Here is a 16353-nt window from a genome sequence, read left to right as displayed (position 1 = left end):
CGGAGCCCGCGTCGCCCGCCCCGCCGGTACCGTCGCCCGGATGAAGGTCCTCGTGCTGAACGGCCCCAACCTCGACCGCCTCGGCACCCGGCAGCCGGAGGTCTACGGGACGACCACGCTCGCCGACGTCGAGGCGCGCTTGCAGGCCCTGGCCGCGGAGCTCGGCGCCGAGGTGGAGCTGCGCCAGACCAACGCCGAGGCGGAGATGCTGGGCTGGATCCACGACGCGGCGGACGCGCGGACCCCCGTGGTCCTCAACCCCGCGGGCTGGACGCACACCTCGGTCGCGCTGCGCGACGCCTGCGCCGAGCTCAGCGCGGGGCTCGTCGAGGTCCACCTGTCGAACGTGCACGCGCGGGAGGACTTCCGCCGCCACTCCTACGTCACCCCCGTCGCGACGGGCGTCATCGCGGGGCTCGGCGTCGCCGGGTACGAGCTGGCGCTGCGCTTCCTCGTCGGTGACCCCGCTGTCGGCGCCCGCGCGTAGGCTTCGCGCCGAGCAGGTCAGTCGCGCACACGCAGGGGAGACGCAGTGGTCGAGCACATGAAGTGGTACGGCTGGGGCCAGGAGGGCGTCGCCTTCCACCACGAGGACAAGCCCAAGCTCGCCCCCTTCGTCCAGCGCGTGGCCGGCATCGACTTCAACCAGCCGCCCGTCCAGGTGCCCGACCTGGCCGACCTGTCGGTCCCGGCCTCGCAGGCCCCCGCGGACGTCAAGGAGGCGCTCGTCGGGCTCCTCGGCGCTGAGCACGTCCACGGCGACGACCTCGACCGCGTCGTGCACACCTACGGCAAGAGCATGCGCGACCTCATCCGCATCCGCCGCGGCGACTTCGGCCGCGTCCCGGACCTGGTGCTCTACCCCGCGGACGAGGCGCAGGTCGAGGCCGTGCTGCGGCTCTCGCTCGAGCGCGACCTCGTCCTCATCCCCTTCGGCGGCGGCTCGAACATCGTCGGCAGCCTCGAGGCGCCGCGCGAGGAGACCCGCACGGTCGTCTCCCTCGACATGGGCCGGATGCGCCAGGTGCTGGAGGTCGACGAGACCTCCCAGTACGCGGTCATCCAGGCCGGGGCCCTCGGCCCGGACCTCGAGGAGCAGCTGAACGTCCGCGGCTGGACCATCGGGCACTTCCCCGACAGCTTCAAGCACTCGACCCTCGGCGGGTGGATCGCGACGCGCTCCTCCGGGATGCAGTCCGACCGCTTCGGCGACATCGCCGACATCACCAAGGCGGTGCGCGTGGTCACCCCGCGCGGGATCGTCGCCACGCGCCGCGTCCCGTCGGAGTCGACGGGCCCGAGCGTGCGGGAGATGGTGCTGGGCAGCGAGGGCCGGCTGGGGATCATCACCGAGGCGACCGTCCAGGTGCACCGCCTGGCCGAGGAGCGCGTCATCCAGGCGTACTTCTTCCCCGACTACGCCAGCGGCCTCAAGGCCATGCACGACATCGCGGCCTCCGACGCGTACCCGTCGATCACGCGCGTCTCGGACGAGAACGAGACGCAGTTCACCCTCGCCACGTCCAAGAAGGGCAGCGCCGTCGGTCAGCTGCTCAACAAGGGCGTGCAGCTCTACGCGAGCAAGCGCAAGGGCATGGACCTGTCGAAGATGTGCCTGTCGTTCATCGGGTTCGAGGGTTCCTCGGCGCACGTGCGGCGCAGCAAGTCGATCGTGTCCGACATCGTCGGCAAGCACGGCGGGTTCGGCGTGGGTTCCGGCCCGGGCAGCCTGTACGACCAGAAGAAGTTCGACACCCCCTACATCCGCGACTTCATCCTCGACCGCGGCGCCTACGGTGACGTGTCCGAGACGAGCTCCCCGTGGACGACGCTGAAGTCGTTGCACGACAACGTGGTCGCGGCCGCGAACAAGGCGTTCGCGGAGATCGGCGTGCAGGGCTTCGTGTTCTGCCACCTGTCGCACAGCTACCACACGGGGGCGTGCCAGTACTTCACGTTCGCCTTCGCCGCCACGGGTGACCGCGAGGGCCTGGAGGAGTACGAGATCGTGAAGTCGGCGATCCAGCAGGCGTTCATCGACAACGGCGGGACCCTGTCGCACCACCACGCGGTGGGTCGCGAGCACAAGCGCTGGCTCGCGGAGGACATCTCGCGGGCCGGCGAGGAGATCATCGGCGCGCTGTTCGGCGCGGTCGACCCGGGCCGCAACCTGAACCCCGGGGCCATCGTCGACTGACCTGACTGGACCTGGTTCGCCTGGTTCGACCTGACCACGACGGCCGACGGCCGGGTTCCCGCCACGCGGCGGGCCCGGCCGTCGGCGTCTGACCAGCGGTGCGTCAGGCCGTGAGCTCGGCCCAGACCGTCTTGCCGTCGCCGCGCGGCGCGACCCACCAGCGCTCGCAGACGACCTCGACGATGTGCATGCCCCGCCCGCCCGTGGCCTCGTCGCCGCTCTCGCGGGGCTGGGGGTGGCGCGTGGAGGTGTCCTCGACGCCGACGTGCAGCATCGCGTGCTCCACGTCGTGGCGCAGGGTCAGCGCCGCGCTGGAACCCGTGTGCAGCAGGGCGTTGGTCACCAGCTCGGAGACCACGAGCTCGGCCGCGTCGGCGGGTTCGAGCAGGTCCCAGTCGGCCAGGGTGGTGCGCAGGTGGTCGCGCGCCGCGGCCACCGCGCGGGCGTCGGCCGGCAGCAGCAGCCGCACCTCGCGCGTCGTCGGGTCGGGGCCGAGGTAGTCCAGGACGACGAGGGCGGCGTCGTCCACCATGGCCCGCGAGGCGGGGGCCAGGACGTGGTCGGCGACCCGCTCGGCCGAGGCGGTGGCGTGCTCCTGCAGCACCGCCTCCAGGGCCGTGGTGCTCTGGCCGCCCTCCTCGCGCTCCCACTCCACGACGCCGTCGGTGTACAGGAGCAGGCGGCTGCGCGAGCGCAGCCGGTGCGTGCTGGAGGGGTAGGTCGCGTCGGCCTGCACGCCGAGCGGGGGACCCGGGTCCACGTCGAGGGTGCGCGACCCGCGGCCGCCGAAGACGAGGGGCGGCGGGTGCCCGGCGCTGGCCACGGTGACCTCGCCCGTCCGCTCGTCGAGGGAGAGCAGGCAGCACGTCGCGAAGAGCTCCGCGCCGAGCCCGACGAGCAGGGCGTTGGTGCGCTCCAGCGCCGCCGCGGGGCCGTGGCCCTCGCGCACGTAGGCGCTCACCGCGGTGCGGACCTGCCCCATGAGGGCGGCCGCGGCCGCGTTGTGCCCCTGGACGTCGCCGATGACGACGACGAAGGCGCGGTCGGTGCGCACGGCGTCGAAGAAGTCGCCGCCGACGTCCGAGCCCACGGCCGCGGGCAGGTAGCGCGTGGTGAGGGTGACCGCCTCGGAGTTGGGCAGCCGGTGCGGCAGGAGGGCGTCCTGCAGGGCCCGGGCGGACTCCGCGGCGCGCCGGGCGGCCTCGGCCTCGACGGCGGCCGCCGCCTCCCGCCGCCCGCGGCGCTCCCGGTCGAACAGGGCGACCACGAGCGTCGCCAGGTCGGCGAGCTCGTCGCGCTGAGCCGCGGTGACGGTGCGCAGGTCGCTGTCGAAGACGCAGAGCGTGCCGAGGACCTGGCCGCCGGGGGTCAGCAGGGGAGCCGCGGCGTAGGTGCGGATGCCCCCGAGCCGGCCGTCCACCCACGGGTTGGCCGCGAAGCGCACGTCGCGCCGCGCGTCGGGCACGTGGACGACCCCGCCGACCCAGATGCTCGTGCTGCACATGGAGTCCTCGCGGGCGCAGTCGGCCCGCTCGCAGCCCTCGGTGGCCAGCTGCCGCTGGAGGCTCTCGTCGATGATGTTCACGACGGCGGTGGAGAGCCCCGTCGCCCGGGCTGCCAGCCGCACCACGGCCTGCAGCTCGGGCGGCGGGGTGGCTTCCACGTCGACGTAGTCGCGCAGAGCCGCGAGACGCGCGGCCTCCTGCGGGGCCGACCCCGCGGTGTCCAGCGGGGTGGGCCCGGGCATGGCTCCACGCTACTAGATGATGACTCTCCGCACACACCGCATCACGGATCGTTGCGAGTCGGACCGGTTCAGGCGCCCGAGGTGGGGTACCGGCGGGCGGCCCCGCCGGGCATCCGGTTCCAGACGCGGCTGACGAAGGCGCGCGGCAGCACGTCGACGACCGTCGCGACCATGGTCCAGCGCCGCGTCGGGATGCTGACGCCGCGGCCCGCGAACAGGTCGTCCAGCGCCGCGTCCACGACGTCGTCCACGTCCAGCCACACGCGGTCGCTGATCGCCGAGCGCCCGCCCTTGCGCATCCCGGACCGGTCGTGGAACTCGGTGCGCACGTAGCCGGGCTCCACCACGGTGGCGCTGACGCCCGTGCCGCGCAGCTCCCCGGCGAGGGTCTCGGTGAGGACCATGACGTAGGCCTTCGCGGCCGAGTAGTGCCCGCCGCCGGGCACGAGGCCCGCGACCGAGCCGACGTTGAGGACGTGGCCCCGGCCCCGGGGGACCATCGCGCCGACGGCCGCGCGGGACAGCACCATGACCGCCCGGCACAGCACGTCGAACATCCGCTCGTGGTCGGCCGGCACGCCGTCGACGAAGCGCTGCCGCAGGCCGAAGCCCGCGTTGTTCACCACGACGTCGACCGGGCGGTCGGGGTCGGCGACGCGGCGGGCCACCCGCTCCAGCGCGTCCCGGTCCGAGAGGTCCGCGGCGAGCACCTCGACGGCCACCCCGTGGCGGCGGCGCAGCTGCTCGGCCGTGCTCGCCAGCCGGGCCTCGTCGCGCGCCACGATCACCAGGTCGTGCCCGCGCGCGGCCAGCCGGTCGGCGAAGCCCGCGCCCAGTCCGGCGGTGGCGCCGGTGACCAGGGCGGTCGGCCGTCCGCCGCCCGTCGGTCCAGCCGGGGCCGTGCCGCCCGCCGGGGACGTCCGGCCCTCGGGCGCCGGGGGGGTGGGCGTCGCTTCGCTGGTCATGGTGGAGGACCCTACGACCCGCGTCAGGTGGTGGGCTGCAGCACCGTGCGCCAGCGCGGCTGGGCGAGCAGGGCGATGCCCGCGGCCGCGAGCACCGCGACCGCGGCGACGGCCAGGGACTCCCGCGGGCCGCCCCGGTCGATGAGCAGGCCGGCGAGCGCGTTGCCGACCGCGGCCCCCGCCGTGACGGCCGTCGAGAGCCACGCCTGCGCCTCGCCCAGGCGATGCGAGGGGGCCAGGTCGTCGACGAGGCTCTGCAGCACGATGAGGTTCGGGGCGATGAACAGACCCGTGACGAAGAGGACCGGGACGAGCAGCCCCATGGGCGGGTCGTCGGTGGCGGCCGCCGCGGCGAGCACGACGAGCATCAGCCCGAACCCGCCGAGGGAGACCGGCACGCGCAGCCGCTCGGGCGCCCGCCACTGGCGCCCGCCGTAGATCAGCCCGCCGAGCGCGCTGCCCCCGGCGATGCCCGCGAAGAGGAAGCCGAGCTTGTCGGAGGAGCCCAGCACCTGCTCCGCCAGCCCCGCCAGCGACACGTCCAGCAGCCCGAAGCCGACGCTCATCGCCGCGAGCACGACGAGCGTGAGCGGGATGCCCTTCTCCAGGGCGACGGGACGGCCGTCGCCCGAGCGGCCCACCGCGGAGGCGGCGTCGCGCGGCTCGGGGCGCGAGGAGCGCGCGGCCGCCGTGCGGGAGTAGAGGATCCCCCCGCCGGCGAGGATCACGACCGTGACGAGCATCGGCGCCACGGAGGGGCCGACGGCCAGGATCAGGGTCAGCAGCAGCGGGCCCGTGACGAACAGCGTCTCGACCGCGGAGGCGTCCAGCGCGTAGCCGAGCCGCTGCTGGCGGGGGTCGGGCAGGGCGACCCGCCACGCGGCGCGCATCGCGGGGCTAACGGGCGGGAACGTCAGCCCGACCAGCACGGCGAGGGCGACGAGGACGACGGCGGGGACGGCCAGGTGGGCGGTGGCCGCCGTCAGGGCGAGGAGGAAGGCCGCGCTCGTGCAGGCCGAGGTGGTGATGACCCGCGGCTGCCCGTAGGTGTCGAGCGCGCGGCCCCAGACGGGGGAGCCCACGGCGACGCCGACCGCGAAAGCCCCGGTGACGACGCCGGCCAGCGTGTAGGAGTCGCGCAGCGTCTCCACCAGGAGGACCAGCCCGAGCGGGGCCATGGAGATCGGGAGCCGGGCGAGCACCGCCGCGGCGAAGGGCCGTGCCGCGCGCGGGTTGCGCAGCAGGTGGACGTAGTCCTTCATCACTACCTGTTCAGATCGTCGCCGGAGGCGCCTGACGCGCCCCCGCCACTCTGCCAGGTCGGTGCGCGAGGTGTCCCGGCTGGACGGTCCAGTCGCGCCGGTGCCTCAGACGGGCCAGATGCGGGCGCAGTGCCCGCCGGCCGAGCGCGCGGCCGCCAGCGCGGACACGGCCTGGGCGATCGCGTCGGCGGACGTCGTGGCCCGGAACGGCGCCAGGCTGGCCCCGATGCTGACCCGGACGCCGCTGCGCTCGGGGGCGGTCAGGGCCGAGGACTCCAGCGCGTGCAGCAGGGCGTCGGCCACGCGGTCGACGACGCCCTCCGCCACGGGCAGCGGCAGGCCGGTCAGCAGGACGGCGTGCAGGTGCTCGCCCAAGGGGATCCACCGGTCGGCCGAGCGCACCGACGACCGTAGCCGCCGCACGACCGCCGCGGACGGGTCCTCGCCGCCCGCGGCGTCCTCGCCGGGGGCGCCGGGGTCCGCCGCACCGGTGCGGGGGCGGGTGACGTCGGTGCCGAGCAGGAGCAGCGCGCAGCCGCTCCCGCGGCGCCGGTCGGCGTCCAGGGCCTGCTGCACCAGTGCGGTGAGCTCGGAGCCCGAGGTGAGCGCGGTGTCGTCGGGGGTGGTGTCGTCGGGGGTGGTCTCGTCCGCGTCGAGGCCGACCGCGTCGAGGTCGGCCGCTCCGCCGTCGGGCGCGTCGGCCGGGGCGGTGCCGGGCTCCGCGGGGGCCGGGTCGGCGTCGCGCCCGACGAGCAGCCGGGCGACGACCGCGGCCACGAGGTCGCGGTCGTGGGTGACGACCAGCTCGACGTGCTCGTCGTCCAGGCGGCGGGTGACCAGGGCCGTGGCGGTGCCCGGCCCGAGGACCGCGACGTCGTCGCGCGGGTCCCCGGCGGGGGCGGCCGGCACGACGAGGTGCGGCTGCGCCGACTGCAGGGCGTGCAGCTCCACGTGGTGGCGCGCGGCCGCGAGCTGCGCGCGGTCGGCGGTCCGGACGCGGGAGCGTCCGGCGACCACGTCGAAGGCGGTCCCCGGCCCGAGCAGGGGTGCGCGCGGCACGACGGGGACGGGCGCGTGCGGAGCGGTCGCCGCGGCGAGCTGCCGTGCGAGGTCGCCGGGGCGGCCGAAGAGCCAGCCCTGGCCGAGGCTCGCGCCGAGCGCGAGGGCCTCGAGGCGGTCGTCCTCGGTCTCGACCCCCTCGGCGAGCACGAGGGTGCCGTCGCGCTCGGCCTGGGCGCCGACGGCCGCGACGACCGTGGCCACCGACCACTCCGGCTGGGTGCGCAGCAGGCGCAGGTCGAGCTTGACGACGTCGGGACGCACGAGGGGCAGCAGGGGCAGCACGGCGAGGTCGGCGCCGACGTCGTCCAGGGCGACGCCCCAGCCGCGACGGCGCAGCCGCTCCACGAGCAGCAGCACGGCGGCCGGGTGCGCGGCGAGCGCGTGCGCGGGCAGGTCGACGAGCACGCGCGGACCCGCGGCCGTCGGGGAGGGGGAGGGCTCGCCCAGCTCCGCCTCGGGCTGGTGGTTGAGGAAGAGGGCCCAGGGGGCGCCGAGACCCGCGGCGCCGGCGTGCCCGAGCGCGGAGCGCCGGCAGGCGTCGTCGAGGGCGGGCAGCAGCCCCTCGGCCGCGGCCGCGCCGAACAGCTGATGGGGGGTCTGCAGGTGCGATCCGACGGGGCCGCGGACGAGGGCCTCGAAGGCCACCGGCGCCCGCGTGGCGAGGTCGACGACGGGCTGGAAGACCGTGCGCAGCCCGCCGGAGCCCAGCACCCGGGCCAGTTCTCCGGTGCCCGCCGCAGCCGTCGCCGCCGCGCCGGCCCGGTGGGCGGCGCGGTGGGGGCTGACGACGGTCACGACGGGCCATCGGCACGTCGGGGACCCGGCTTGAGCCGCGGCCGGCCCCAGGAGGCCCCCAGGTGTTCGACATCGTCGAACCGGCGTCGTTGACGGCCTCCGGCGGGCCTCCTAACGTCCGGCGGGCGGCGATCAGCCGTGCATCTCGACTCAACGGGGAGTTATCCATGGCAGAGCGCAGTTCCACGCAGACTGCGACCAGGACCGTCCCGAGACGACCGACCCTCCTGGGCGAGCTCCTGGCGGAGTTCGCCGGCACGGCCATCCTCATCCTCTTCGGCGTGGGCGTCGTCGCCCAGGTCGTCGCGGGCCAGAACGGCGACGCGGACTCGATCCACTGGGCCTGGGGCTTCGGCGTCATGTTCGGCATCTACGTCGCCGGCCGCACCACCGGCGCCCACCTCAACCCGGCGGTCACCATCGCGCTGGCGGTCTACAAGGGCTTCGCCTGGGCGAAGGTGCTGCCCTACGCGGTCGCCCAGTTCCTCGGCGCCTTCGTCGCGGCCCTCATCGTCCGCTGGACCTACGACGACGCGATCGCGACGGTCGACCCGGGTCACACCTTCACGTCCCAGGGGATCTTCTCGACCCTCCCGGGCACCGGGGTGAGCATCGGCACGGCGTTCCTGGACCAGGTCGTCGGCACCGCGATCCTCGTGTTCCTCATCTTCGCCATCACCGAGCTCCGGGCGACGCCGCCCGGCGCGAACCTGGCCCCCGTCATCATCGGTCTCGTCGTCGTCGGCATCGGCATGGCCTGGGGCAGCAACGCCGGCTACGCCATCAACCCGGCGCGCGACTTCGGCCCCCGCGTCGCGGAGTTCATCACGGGCTACGGCACGGCGATGCGCGAACCCGGCGGTCAGCTCTACTTCTGGGTGCCGATCGTCGGCCCCGTGCTCGGTGCGCTCATCGGCGGCGGGTTGTACCGCGTCGTCGTGGAGCGGCACCTGCCCGACGAGGACGACGTGGCCGAGGACCAGCCCGCGGGCCGGATCCCCTCCGAAGACGACTGACCGAACCCCCCCTGCAGAGAGGCAGCACCCCCACCATGGCCAGCAGCGACACCCCGCAGTACGTCGGCGCCGTCGACCAGGGCACCACCTCCACCCGCTTCATGGTCTTCGACCACGGCGGCAACGAGGTCGCCAAGTACCAGCTCGAGCACACGCAGATCATGACCAGGCCCGGCTGGGTCGAGCACGACCCGATCGAGATCTGGGAGCGGACCAGCTCCGTGATCCAGTCCGGTCTGCGCCAGGCGAAGCTGACCGCGAGCGACCTGGCCGCCCTCGGCATCACCAACCAGCGCGAGACCACGCTGGTGTGGAACAAGACGACCGGCCGCCCGTACTACAACGCCATCGTGTGGCAGGACACCCGCACCGACCGGCTGGCCTCAGCGCTGGACCGCGACGAGCGCGGTCAGGTCATCCGCCGCAAGGCCGGGCTGCCCCCGGCGACGTACTTCTCCGGCGGGAAGATCCAGTGGATCCTCGAGAACGTCGAGGGGGTCCGCGAGGCCGCCGAGAAGGGCGAGGCGGTCTTCGGCAACACCGACTCGTGGCTGATCTGGAACCTCACGGGCGGGGTCCGCGGGGGCGTCCACGTCACCGACGTGACGAACGCCAGCCGCACCATGCTCATGGACCTCGAGACCCTCGACTGGGACGACGAGCTGCTGGGCTTCTTCGGCATCCCGCGGGCGATGCTGCCGGAGATCAAGCCGTCCTCGTGCACCGAGGGCTACGGCACGACGCTCGCGAGCGGCCCCCTGGGCGGCGAGGTCCCGCTGACGGGCATCCTCGGCGACCAGCAGGCCGCGATGGTCGGCCAGGTCTGCTTCGCGCCGGGTGAGGCGAAGAACACCTACGGCACCGGCAACTTCATGCTGCTGAACACGGGCGAGGAGCTCGTGCGCTCGGAGGCCGGCCTGCTCACGACGGTCTGCTACCAGTTCAACGACGACAAGCCCGTGTACGCGCTCGAGGGCTCAATCGCCGTGACGGGTTCCGCGGTGCAGTGGTTGCGCGACCAGCTCGGGATCATCTCCGGTGCGTCGCAGTCGGAGACGCTCGCGGCGTCGGTGGAGGACTCGGGCGGCTGCTACTTCGTCCCGGCCTTCTCCGGGCTGTTCGCGCCGTACTGGCGCTCCGACGCCCGCGGCGCGATCGTCGGGCTCTCGCGCTACAACACCAACGCCCACATCGCGCGGGCCACGCTCGAGGCCATCTGCTACCAGAGCCGCGACGTCACCGAGGCGATGGCCAAGGACTCCGGCGTGCCCGTGGAGATCCTCAAGGTCGACGGCGGCATCACGGCCAACCAGCTGTGCATGCAGCTGCAGGCCGACATCCTCGGCGTGCCCGTCTCCAAGCCCGTCGTGGCCGAGACGACCGCCCTGGGCGCGGCCTACGCGGCCGGCCTGGCCGTCGGGTTCTGGAAGGACACCGACGAGCTGCGCGAGAACTGGAACGAGGGTCAGCGCTGGGAGCCGAGCTGGGACGACACCCAGCGCAAGGACGGCTACACCGGCTGGAAGAAGGCCGTCGAGCGGACGTTGAACTGGGTGGACGTCGACTGACGCGAGCCCCGGACGACCGGTGCGGGCGGGGGGCCTCCCCCCGCCCGCGCCGACCGCGGGACCGGCGCGCACCATGGCACCAGCAGGTCCCGCTGCGAGGCGGAGCGGGCGGGGCGGTACGCGCACCACCGGGCACGGCACGGCCGGGCCCGACCCGAAGAGGACACCGAGCGAGGACCGAGGGAGCTGGACGTGGAGAGCAAGGCACTGTCATCGCAGGCACGGGTGGACGCACTGCGCGACATGGCGGACGGTGAGCTGGACGTGCTCGTGGTCGGCGGTGGGGTGGTCGGCACGGGTGCCGCCCTGGACGCCGTCACGCGCGGTCTGCGCACGGGCCTCGTCGAGGCGCGCGACTGGGCCAGCGGCACCTCGAGCCGCTCCTCCAAGCTCGTCCACGGCGGTCTGCGCTACCTCGAGATGCTCGACTTCGCGCTCGTGCACGAGGCGCTGCGCGAGCGGGGGTTGCTGCGCAACAAGCTCGCCCCGCACCTGGTCAAGCCGGTGCCGTTCCTGTACCCGCTGACCAAGCGCGTGCGCGAGCGCCCCTACATCGGCTCGGGCATCGCCCTCTACGACGGCATGGCGCTGTCGTCGGGCAACAACCAGGGCTTCCCGCTGCACCGCCACCTCAGCCGCAAGGGCGTGCTGCGCGAGGCCCCCGGCATCCGCAAGGACGCCATGGTCGGCGCGATCCAGTACTACGACGGCCAGGTCGACGACGCCCGGCACACCATGATGATCGCCCGCACCGCGGCCCAGTACGGCGCGCTGATCGCCAACCGCACCCGGGTCAAGGAGTTCGTCCGCGAGGGCGAGCGGGTCATCGGCGCGGTGCTCGTGGACCTCGAGGCGGGGACCGAGATCACGGTGCGCGCCAAGCAGGTCATCAACGCGACCGGCGTCTGGACCGACGAGACGCAGGAGCTGGTCAACGCCCGCGGGCAGTTCAAGGTGCGGGCCTCCAAGGGCATCCACCTCGTCGTGCCGCGCGACCGGATCCAGTCCAAGACGGGCATGATCCTGCGCACCGAGAAGAGCGTGCTGTTCATCATCCCCTGGGGCCGGCACTGGATCATCGGCACGACCGACACCGACTGGGACCTGGACAAGGCGCACCCGGCGGCCACGAGCGCGGACATCGACTACGTGCTGGAGCACGTGAACTCGGTGCTGAACTCCCCGCTGACGCGCGCCGACGTGCAGGGCGTCTACGCCGGGCTGCGGCCGCTGCTGTCGGGGGAGTCGGAGTCGACGAGCAAGCTCTCGCGCGAGCACGTCGTCGGGCACCCCGTCCCGGGGCTCGTCGTCGTCGCGGGCGGCAAGTACACGACGTACCGCGTCATGGCCAAGGACGCCGTCGACGTGGCGGTCGACGGTCTCGACGGGAAGGTCCCCGCGTCGACGACGGAGAACGTGCCGCTCGTCGGGGCCGAGGGCTACCAGGCGCTGTGGAACCAGCGCCACGTCCTGGCCGCGCAGGCCGGCATCCACGTCGACCACGTCGAGCACCTGCTGAACCGGCAGGGCTCGCTGGTCACGGAGCTGCTGGACATGGTCCGCGCGAACCCGGAGCTCGGCAAGGTCCTGCCGCACGCCGACGACTACCTGCAGGTCGAGGTCGTCTACGCCGCCACCCACGAGGGGGCGCAGCACCTCGACGACGTCCTCGCCCGCCGCACCCGGATCTCGATCGAGACCTACGACCGGGGCACCGAGAGCGCCGAGCTGGTCGCCGACCTCATGGGCGACGCGCTGGGCTGGGACGCCGAGCGCCGGGCCACGGAGATCAAGCACTACCTGCAGCGCGTCGCGGCCGAGCGCGCGTCGCAGGAGGAGCCGGACGACGCGAGCGCGGACGCCGTGCGCCTCGGGGCGCCGGACATCGTGCCCGCCTGACGTCCCGCACCCGGGGCCCGGCGCCGGGGGAGCTCAGGCTCTCCCGGCGCCGGGCCCTCGTGCGTCCCCGGGTTCTCCAGCTCCTGAGGCCCGCGCGCCGCGGCCCCGCCGCACGAGCGCCGCGTAGGCCGGGCGCAGGGTGTCGGCGATCCCCGCCGCGCCGGGGCCCAGGACGACCTCGTCGAGGTCGTCGACGACCGTGCGGCCCGGCACGTGCGGGCCGATCGGGACGTCCGGCACGGGACCGGTGGCGCGGTGGAACGTCGCGGTGAAGGCGCCCAGGTCCTCCAGGGCGGCGGACGGCCCCGAGGCCGCGTCCTCGATGCGCCGCAGCAGCTCCGCGAGCTCGACGCCGCGCAGGGTCAGGGCCGTCGCGGGTTCGTCGTCGAGGCGCTCGGCGAGGACGTAGACCAGGGCCGCGGCGTGCTTGCAGGGTTCCCCGTCGTCGGGGCAGCTGCAGTCGTAGGTGACGTCGCCCGCCGCGGGCAGGAGGTCGACGCCGACCTCCTCGAGCAGCCCGACGAGCGCGGGCGGGACGTCGCCCGCGAACAGGGGCGCGAGCAGCAGCGGGTTCTCCACGACGACCGCGACGACGGCCTCGACCTCCGTGGCCGACCAGCGCCGGACGCCGACCTCGACGACGTAGGGGCGGTCCCGGCTGCCCTGGACGCGGGCGGTGACCGCCCCGCGCTGCGGGCGCAGCTCGCCGACCTGCCCGGCCCGCGCGTAGGTGCGTCCGCGCGAGAGCCGGCCGCGGTCGCCGCCGTCCTCGAGGGCGGCCACGAAGTGCTGCGACCACCAGGTCCGGGCGATGCGGCCGCGCTGCGCGCGCAGCGGCCGGCCCGTGCCCGGGCGCCGCTTGCCGAAGGAGTCGAGGTCCACTCACTCACCGACCGCGTCGGCGCCCAGCGCCACGAGCTGGGCGAGGGCGTCGGAGTCGAGCTCGGTGATCCAGCCCTCGCCGCGCCCGACGACCGTCTCGGCGAGGTCCTTCTTGCGGGTGATCATCGCGTCGATGCGCTCCTCGACCGTGCCCGCGCTGACGACCTTGCGGACCTGCACCTGGCGGTGCTGGCCGATCCGGTACGCGCGGTCGGTGGCCTGGTCCTCCACCGCGGGGTTCCACCACCGGTCCACGTGCACGACGTGGTTCGCGGCCGTCAGGTTCAGGCCCGTCCCCCCGGCCTTGAGCGAGAGCAGCATGACGGCCGGGCCGCCCGGCTCCGCGAACCCGGCGACCATCGCGTCGCGCTCGCGGCGCCCGACACCGCCGTGCAGGAACGGCACCTCGGCGCCCGTGCGCTCGGCCAGGTGCGGTGCGAGCATCCGGCCGAACGCGGCGAACTGCGTGAACACGAGCACCTTCTCCCCGTCGGCGTGCGCGGCGTCGACGACGTCGTCCAGCAGCTGCAGCTTGCCCGAGCGGTGCCGGCCCCGGTGCAGCAGCGGCGAGCCGTCGCCGAGGTAGTGGGCGGGGTGGTTGCAGACCTGCTTGAGGCGGGTGAGGGTCGAGAGGACCAGCCCGCGGCGCTCCATGCCCTCCGCGTCCTGCAGCTTCGCGAGCATCGCGTCGACGACGGCCTGGTACAGCCCGGCCTGCTCGGGCGTGAGGTTGGCGCGCACCGTCATCTCGATCTTCTCGGGCAGGTCCCCGGCCACGAGCGGGTCGGTCTTGAGGCGCCGCAGCACGAACGGCCGGGTGATGAGCGCGAGCCGGCGGGCGGGTTCGGTGTGGCCGAGCTTCTCGATGGGTACGGCGAAGGTGTCGCGGAACGTCGCGGCGGAACCCAGCAGGCCGGGGTTCGTGGTGTCCAGGACCGCGCGCAGGTCCTCGAGGCGGTTCTCCACGGGAGTTCCCGTGAGGGCCACGCGGTGCCGGGCGCCGATCGCCCGGACGGCGCGCGCCGCGCGGGTCGCGGAGTTCTTGACGTGCTGCGCCTCGTCCAGCGCCACGCGGCGCCACGGCACCCGGGCGAGGTCCTCGACGTCGCGCACCAGCAGCCCGTAGGTCGTCACCACGAGGTCGTGCTCCGCGGCCAGGGCGAGGAACTCCTCCCCGCGCGGGCGGGCCGTGCCGTGGTGGACGTGCACCCGCAGGCCGGGGGCGAACCGGGCCGCCTCGGCCTCCCAGTTCCCGACGACCGACATGGGGGAGACGAGCAGCGTCGCCCCGCCGCCGGGGGAGACCTCGTGCTCGTGCAGCAGCAGCGCCAGCAGCTGCACCGTCTTGCCGAGGCCCATGTCGTCGGCGAGCACGGCCCCGAGGCCCAGGCGGGACATCGCGGCCAGCCAGGTGAGGCCGCGGTGCTGGTAGGGCCGCAGCTGCGCGGTGAGCCCGGCGGGGACGGGGACGGGGTCCAGGCGCTGCTCGGCCTCGCCGGACAGGAGCTCCCCCAGGACACCGTCGGCCCGCACGGCCGTGACCGGGCCGGGCAGGGTCCGCGACGACCCGACGGACCCGAGGACGTCCGCCACGCTCGCGCGGCCGGACCCGCGGCGGCGCAGGAACTCCGCGCTGCGCCGCAGCGCCTCCCGGTCGACGTGGACCCACGCCCCGCGGAACTTCACCAGGTCGGACTTGGCCCGCGCGAGGGCGCGCAGCTCCGCCTCGTCGACGTCCGCGCCACCCAGCGCGGCCTGCCAGCGGAACGCCACCACGTCCTCGCTGCGCACCCACGGGTCGGTGATCGCCCCGGGCTGGGCGGCGGAGCTGGACAGGGAGAACGTGAGGTCGGGCCGCGTCCAGCGCGAGGGCAGCTGCAGGGCGATCCCGGCGGCCGCGAGCTGCGGGCCGCCGGCCTCGACGAGGTCCAGCAGGTCCGCCAGACCGAGCTCGACGTCCGCGTCGGCCGCCCCGGTCAGCAGCCGGCGCAGGGGCGGGTGGGCGGCACCCGCGCGGGCCGTGCCGGTCAGCAGCACGAGCAGCGGGTCCTCGCCGTCACCGCCGCGCTCGGCCCGCGCCTCGGCGAGGGTCAGCGTGAGGCTCGGGTCGTCGAGGGGGCGCAGGCGCGCCTGCAGCGTCCACGAGCCGGCCGGCTCCTCGACGCCACCGTCCCCGCCGTCCTCCACCTCCCCGTCCTCCACCTCGTCGGCGGGCGGGTCGCCCCAGACCGACGAGCCGAGCACGTCCTCCTCCCACGGCTCGGGCTCGACGACGCGCAGCACGAGCTCGTAGCCCTCCTGCTCGCCGCTGCGCTGCCAGTCGTGCACGCGCCGGGCGAACGCCGTCAGGGTGGGGCCGCCGGCCACGGGCGCCCCGGTGCGCAGGGCCGTCAGCCAGGCCCGCACCGCGGGCGCCGCCGGGGCGGGGCCCGGCAGGACGCGCTCGGTGCGGCGGGCGGCCGTGAGGTCGACGACGAGCTGCGCGACCTCGTCGAGGAGCTCGACGGCGGGGCGCGGCGGGGTCCGGCCGGGCGGGCCGGCGGGGTCGACCTCGGCGCGCAGGACCGGCGGCGCCGCCTCGGCGACGGTCGTGCGCCAGCGCGTCCAGCGCCGGTCCGGCAGCGGCACCCAGCGGGCGGAGAGCTCGGGCTCCGCGGGGGCGCCCCCGCGGGGGCGACGGACCGCCGCGAGGTCGGGGACGACGCGGCCGGCGTCCAGCACGGTCCGCGCGCCGCGGGCCACGGCGGCCAGCCAGCGCAGCCCGTCGCTCGCCACCGCCTCCGCGGGGCCCCGCCGGGTCAGCCGCTCGACCTCGGCCAGCACGGCCAGCACCTCGTCGCCGCGCAGCTCCACGACGGCCAGGGGCACCGGGCGCAGGACGAGGTCGTCGCGCGGCCGGGCGGTCGAGGCGACCGGGCGGCCCGCGGGCGTCGTCGGGAGCAGGACGGTGAGCGTACCGC

General features: G+C 74.9%; 11 protein-coding genes. 5 read left to right on the top strand and 6 right to left on the bottom strand.

Translation table 11 applies throughout. The annotated features are described in order from the left end of the window. The first annotated feature begins 40 nt into the window (after positions 1-40). Positions 41-487, top strand: coding sequence for a type II 3-dehydroquinate dehydratase (gene aroQ / locus F1544_RS00055; RefSeq protein WP_167580778.1), 447 nt, complete (start codon positions 41-43; stop codon positions 485-487). A gap of 45 nt (positions 488-532) precedes the next feature. Continuing rightward, the gene (locus F1544_RS00050; RefSeq protein WP_167580777.1) at positions 533-2197 is read left to right on the top strand and encodes an FAD-binding oxidoreductase; all 1665 of its coding nucleotides are present in this window, start codon (positions 533-535) and stop codon (positions 2195-2197) included. A gap of 103 nt (positions 2198-2300) precedes the next feature. Here the strand turns inward: F1544_RS00050 and F1544_RS00045 are convergent, their stop codons facing one another. From F1544_RS00045 to F1544_RS00030, 4 genes are all read right to left on the bottom strand, one after another. Further along, positions 2301-3944 (bottom strand): SpoIIE family protein phosphatase, encoded by a 1644-nt coding sequence (locus tag F1544_RS00045; protein WP_167580776.1) that lies wholly within the window; start codon positions 3942-3944, stop codon positions 2301-2303. Between the two features lie 68 nt (positions 3945-4012). Beyond that, positions 4013-4909: an SDR family NAD(P)-dependent oxidoreductase gene (locus tag F1544_RS00040; RefSeq protein WP_167580775.1), complete on the bottom strand. Its 897-nt coding sequence runs from the start codon at positions 4907-4909 to the stop codon at positions 4013-4015. A 23-nt stretch (positions 4910-4932) separates the two neighbouring features. Continuing rightward, the gene (locus F1544_RS00035; protein WP_167580774.1) at positions 4933-6171 is read right to left on the bottom strand and encodes an MFS transporter; all 1239 of its coding nucleotides are present in this window, start codon (positions 6169-6171) and stop codon (positions 4933-4935) included. Between the two features lie 105 nt (positions 6172-6276). Then, complete coding sequence (locus tag F1544_RS00030) at positions 6277-8028, bottom strand: EAL domain-containing protein (protein WP_167580773.1); 1752 nt, start codon at positions 8026-8028, stop codon at positions 6277-6279. 167 nt (positions 8029-8195) lie between these two features. On the opposite strand from F1544_RS00030, the gene F1544_RS00025 reads away from it, so the two are divergent. The 3 genes from F1544_RS00025 to F1544_RS00015 all read left to right on the top strand — a co-directional run bounded on the left by F1544_RS00025 (position 8196) and on the right by F1544_RS00015 (position 12511). Further along, the gene (locus F1544_RS00025) at positions 8196-9044 is read left to right on the top strand and encodes an MIP/aquaporin family protein (RefSeq protein ID WP_167580772.1); all 849 of its coding nucleotides are present in this window, start codon (positions 8196-8198) and stop codon (positions 9042-9044) included. 35 nt (positions 9045-9079) lie between these two features. Beyond that, the gene (glpK, locus tag F1544_RS00020; RefSeq protein ID WP_167580771.1) at positions 9080-10612 is read left to right on the top strand and encodes a glycerol kinase GlpK; all 1533 of its coding nucleotides are present in this window, start codon (positions 9080-9082) and stop codon (positions 10610-10612) included. Positions 10613-10855: 243 nt separating this feature from the next. Further along, on the top strand, positions 10856-12511 hold the full coding sequence (locus F1544_RS00015; RefSeq protein ID WP_167581292.1) for a glycerol-3-phosphate dehydrogenase/oxidase: 1656 nt from the start codon (positions 10856-10858) through the stop codon (positions 12509-12511). 33 nt (positions 12512-12544) lie between these two features. On the opposite strand, the gene F1544_RS25970 is transcribed toward F1544_RS00015, so the two are convergent. Together F1544_RS25970 and F1544_RS00005 are read right to left on the bottom strand one after the other, a co-directional pair. Next, on the bottom strand, positions 12545-13393 hold the full coding sequence (locus tag F1544_RS25970; protein ID WP_167580770.1) for an SWIM zinc finger family protein: 849 nt from the start codon (positions 13391-13393) through the stop codon (positions 12545-12547). Then, positions 13394-16353: SNF2-related protein (locus F1544_RS00005; protein WP_208971023.1), on the bottom strand; the 2960-nt coding region annotated here is incomplete at its 5' end.

The organism is Kineococcus rubinsiae, from assembly GCF_011839805.1.
Classification (GTDB): Bacteria; Actinomycetota; Actinomycetes; order Actinomycetales; family Kineococcaceae; genus Kineococcus; species Kineococcus rubinsiae.
Note: the sequence above shows the minus strand (reverse complement) of the source record. Positions and strands in the feature narration are given on the sequence as shown.

Coding starts and splice junctions, on each gene's coding strand:
- glpK (WP_167580771.1), top strand. CDS start 9,080: ATGGCCAGCAGCGACACCCCGCAGTACGTCGGCGCCGTCGACCAGGGC.
- F1544_RS00025 (WP_167580772.1), top strand. CDS start 8,196: ATGGCAGAGCGCAGTTCCACGCAGACTGCGACCAGGACCGTCCCGAGA.
- F1544_RS00015 (WP_167581292.1), top strand. CDS start 10,856: ATGGCGGACGGTGAGCTGGACGTGCTCGTGGTCGGCGGTGGGGTGGTC.
- F1544_RS00040 (WP_167580775.1), bottom strand. CDS start 4,909: ATGACCAGCGAAGCGACGCCCACCCCCCCGGCGCCCGAGGGCCGGACG.
- F1544_RS00045 (WP_167580776.1), bottom strand. CDS start 3,944: ATGCCCGGGCCCACCCCGCTGGACACCGCGGGGTCGGCCCCGCAGGAG.
- aroQ (WP_167580778.1), top strand. CDS start 41: ATGAAGGTCCTCGTGCTGAACGGCCCCAACCTCGACCGCCTCGGCACC.
- F1544_RS00035 (WP_167580774.1), bottom strand. CDS start 6,171: ATGAAGGACTACGTCCACCTGCTGCGCAACCCGCGCGCGGCACGGCCC.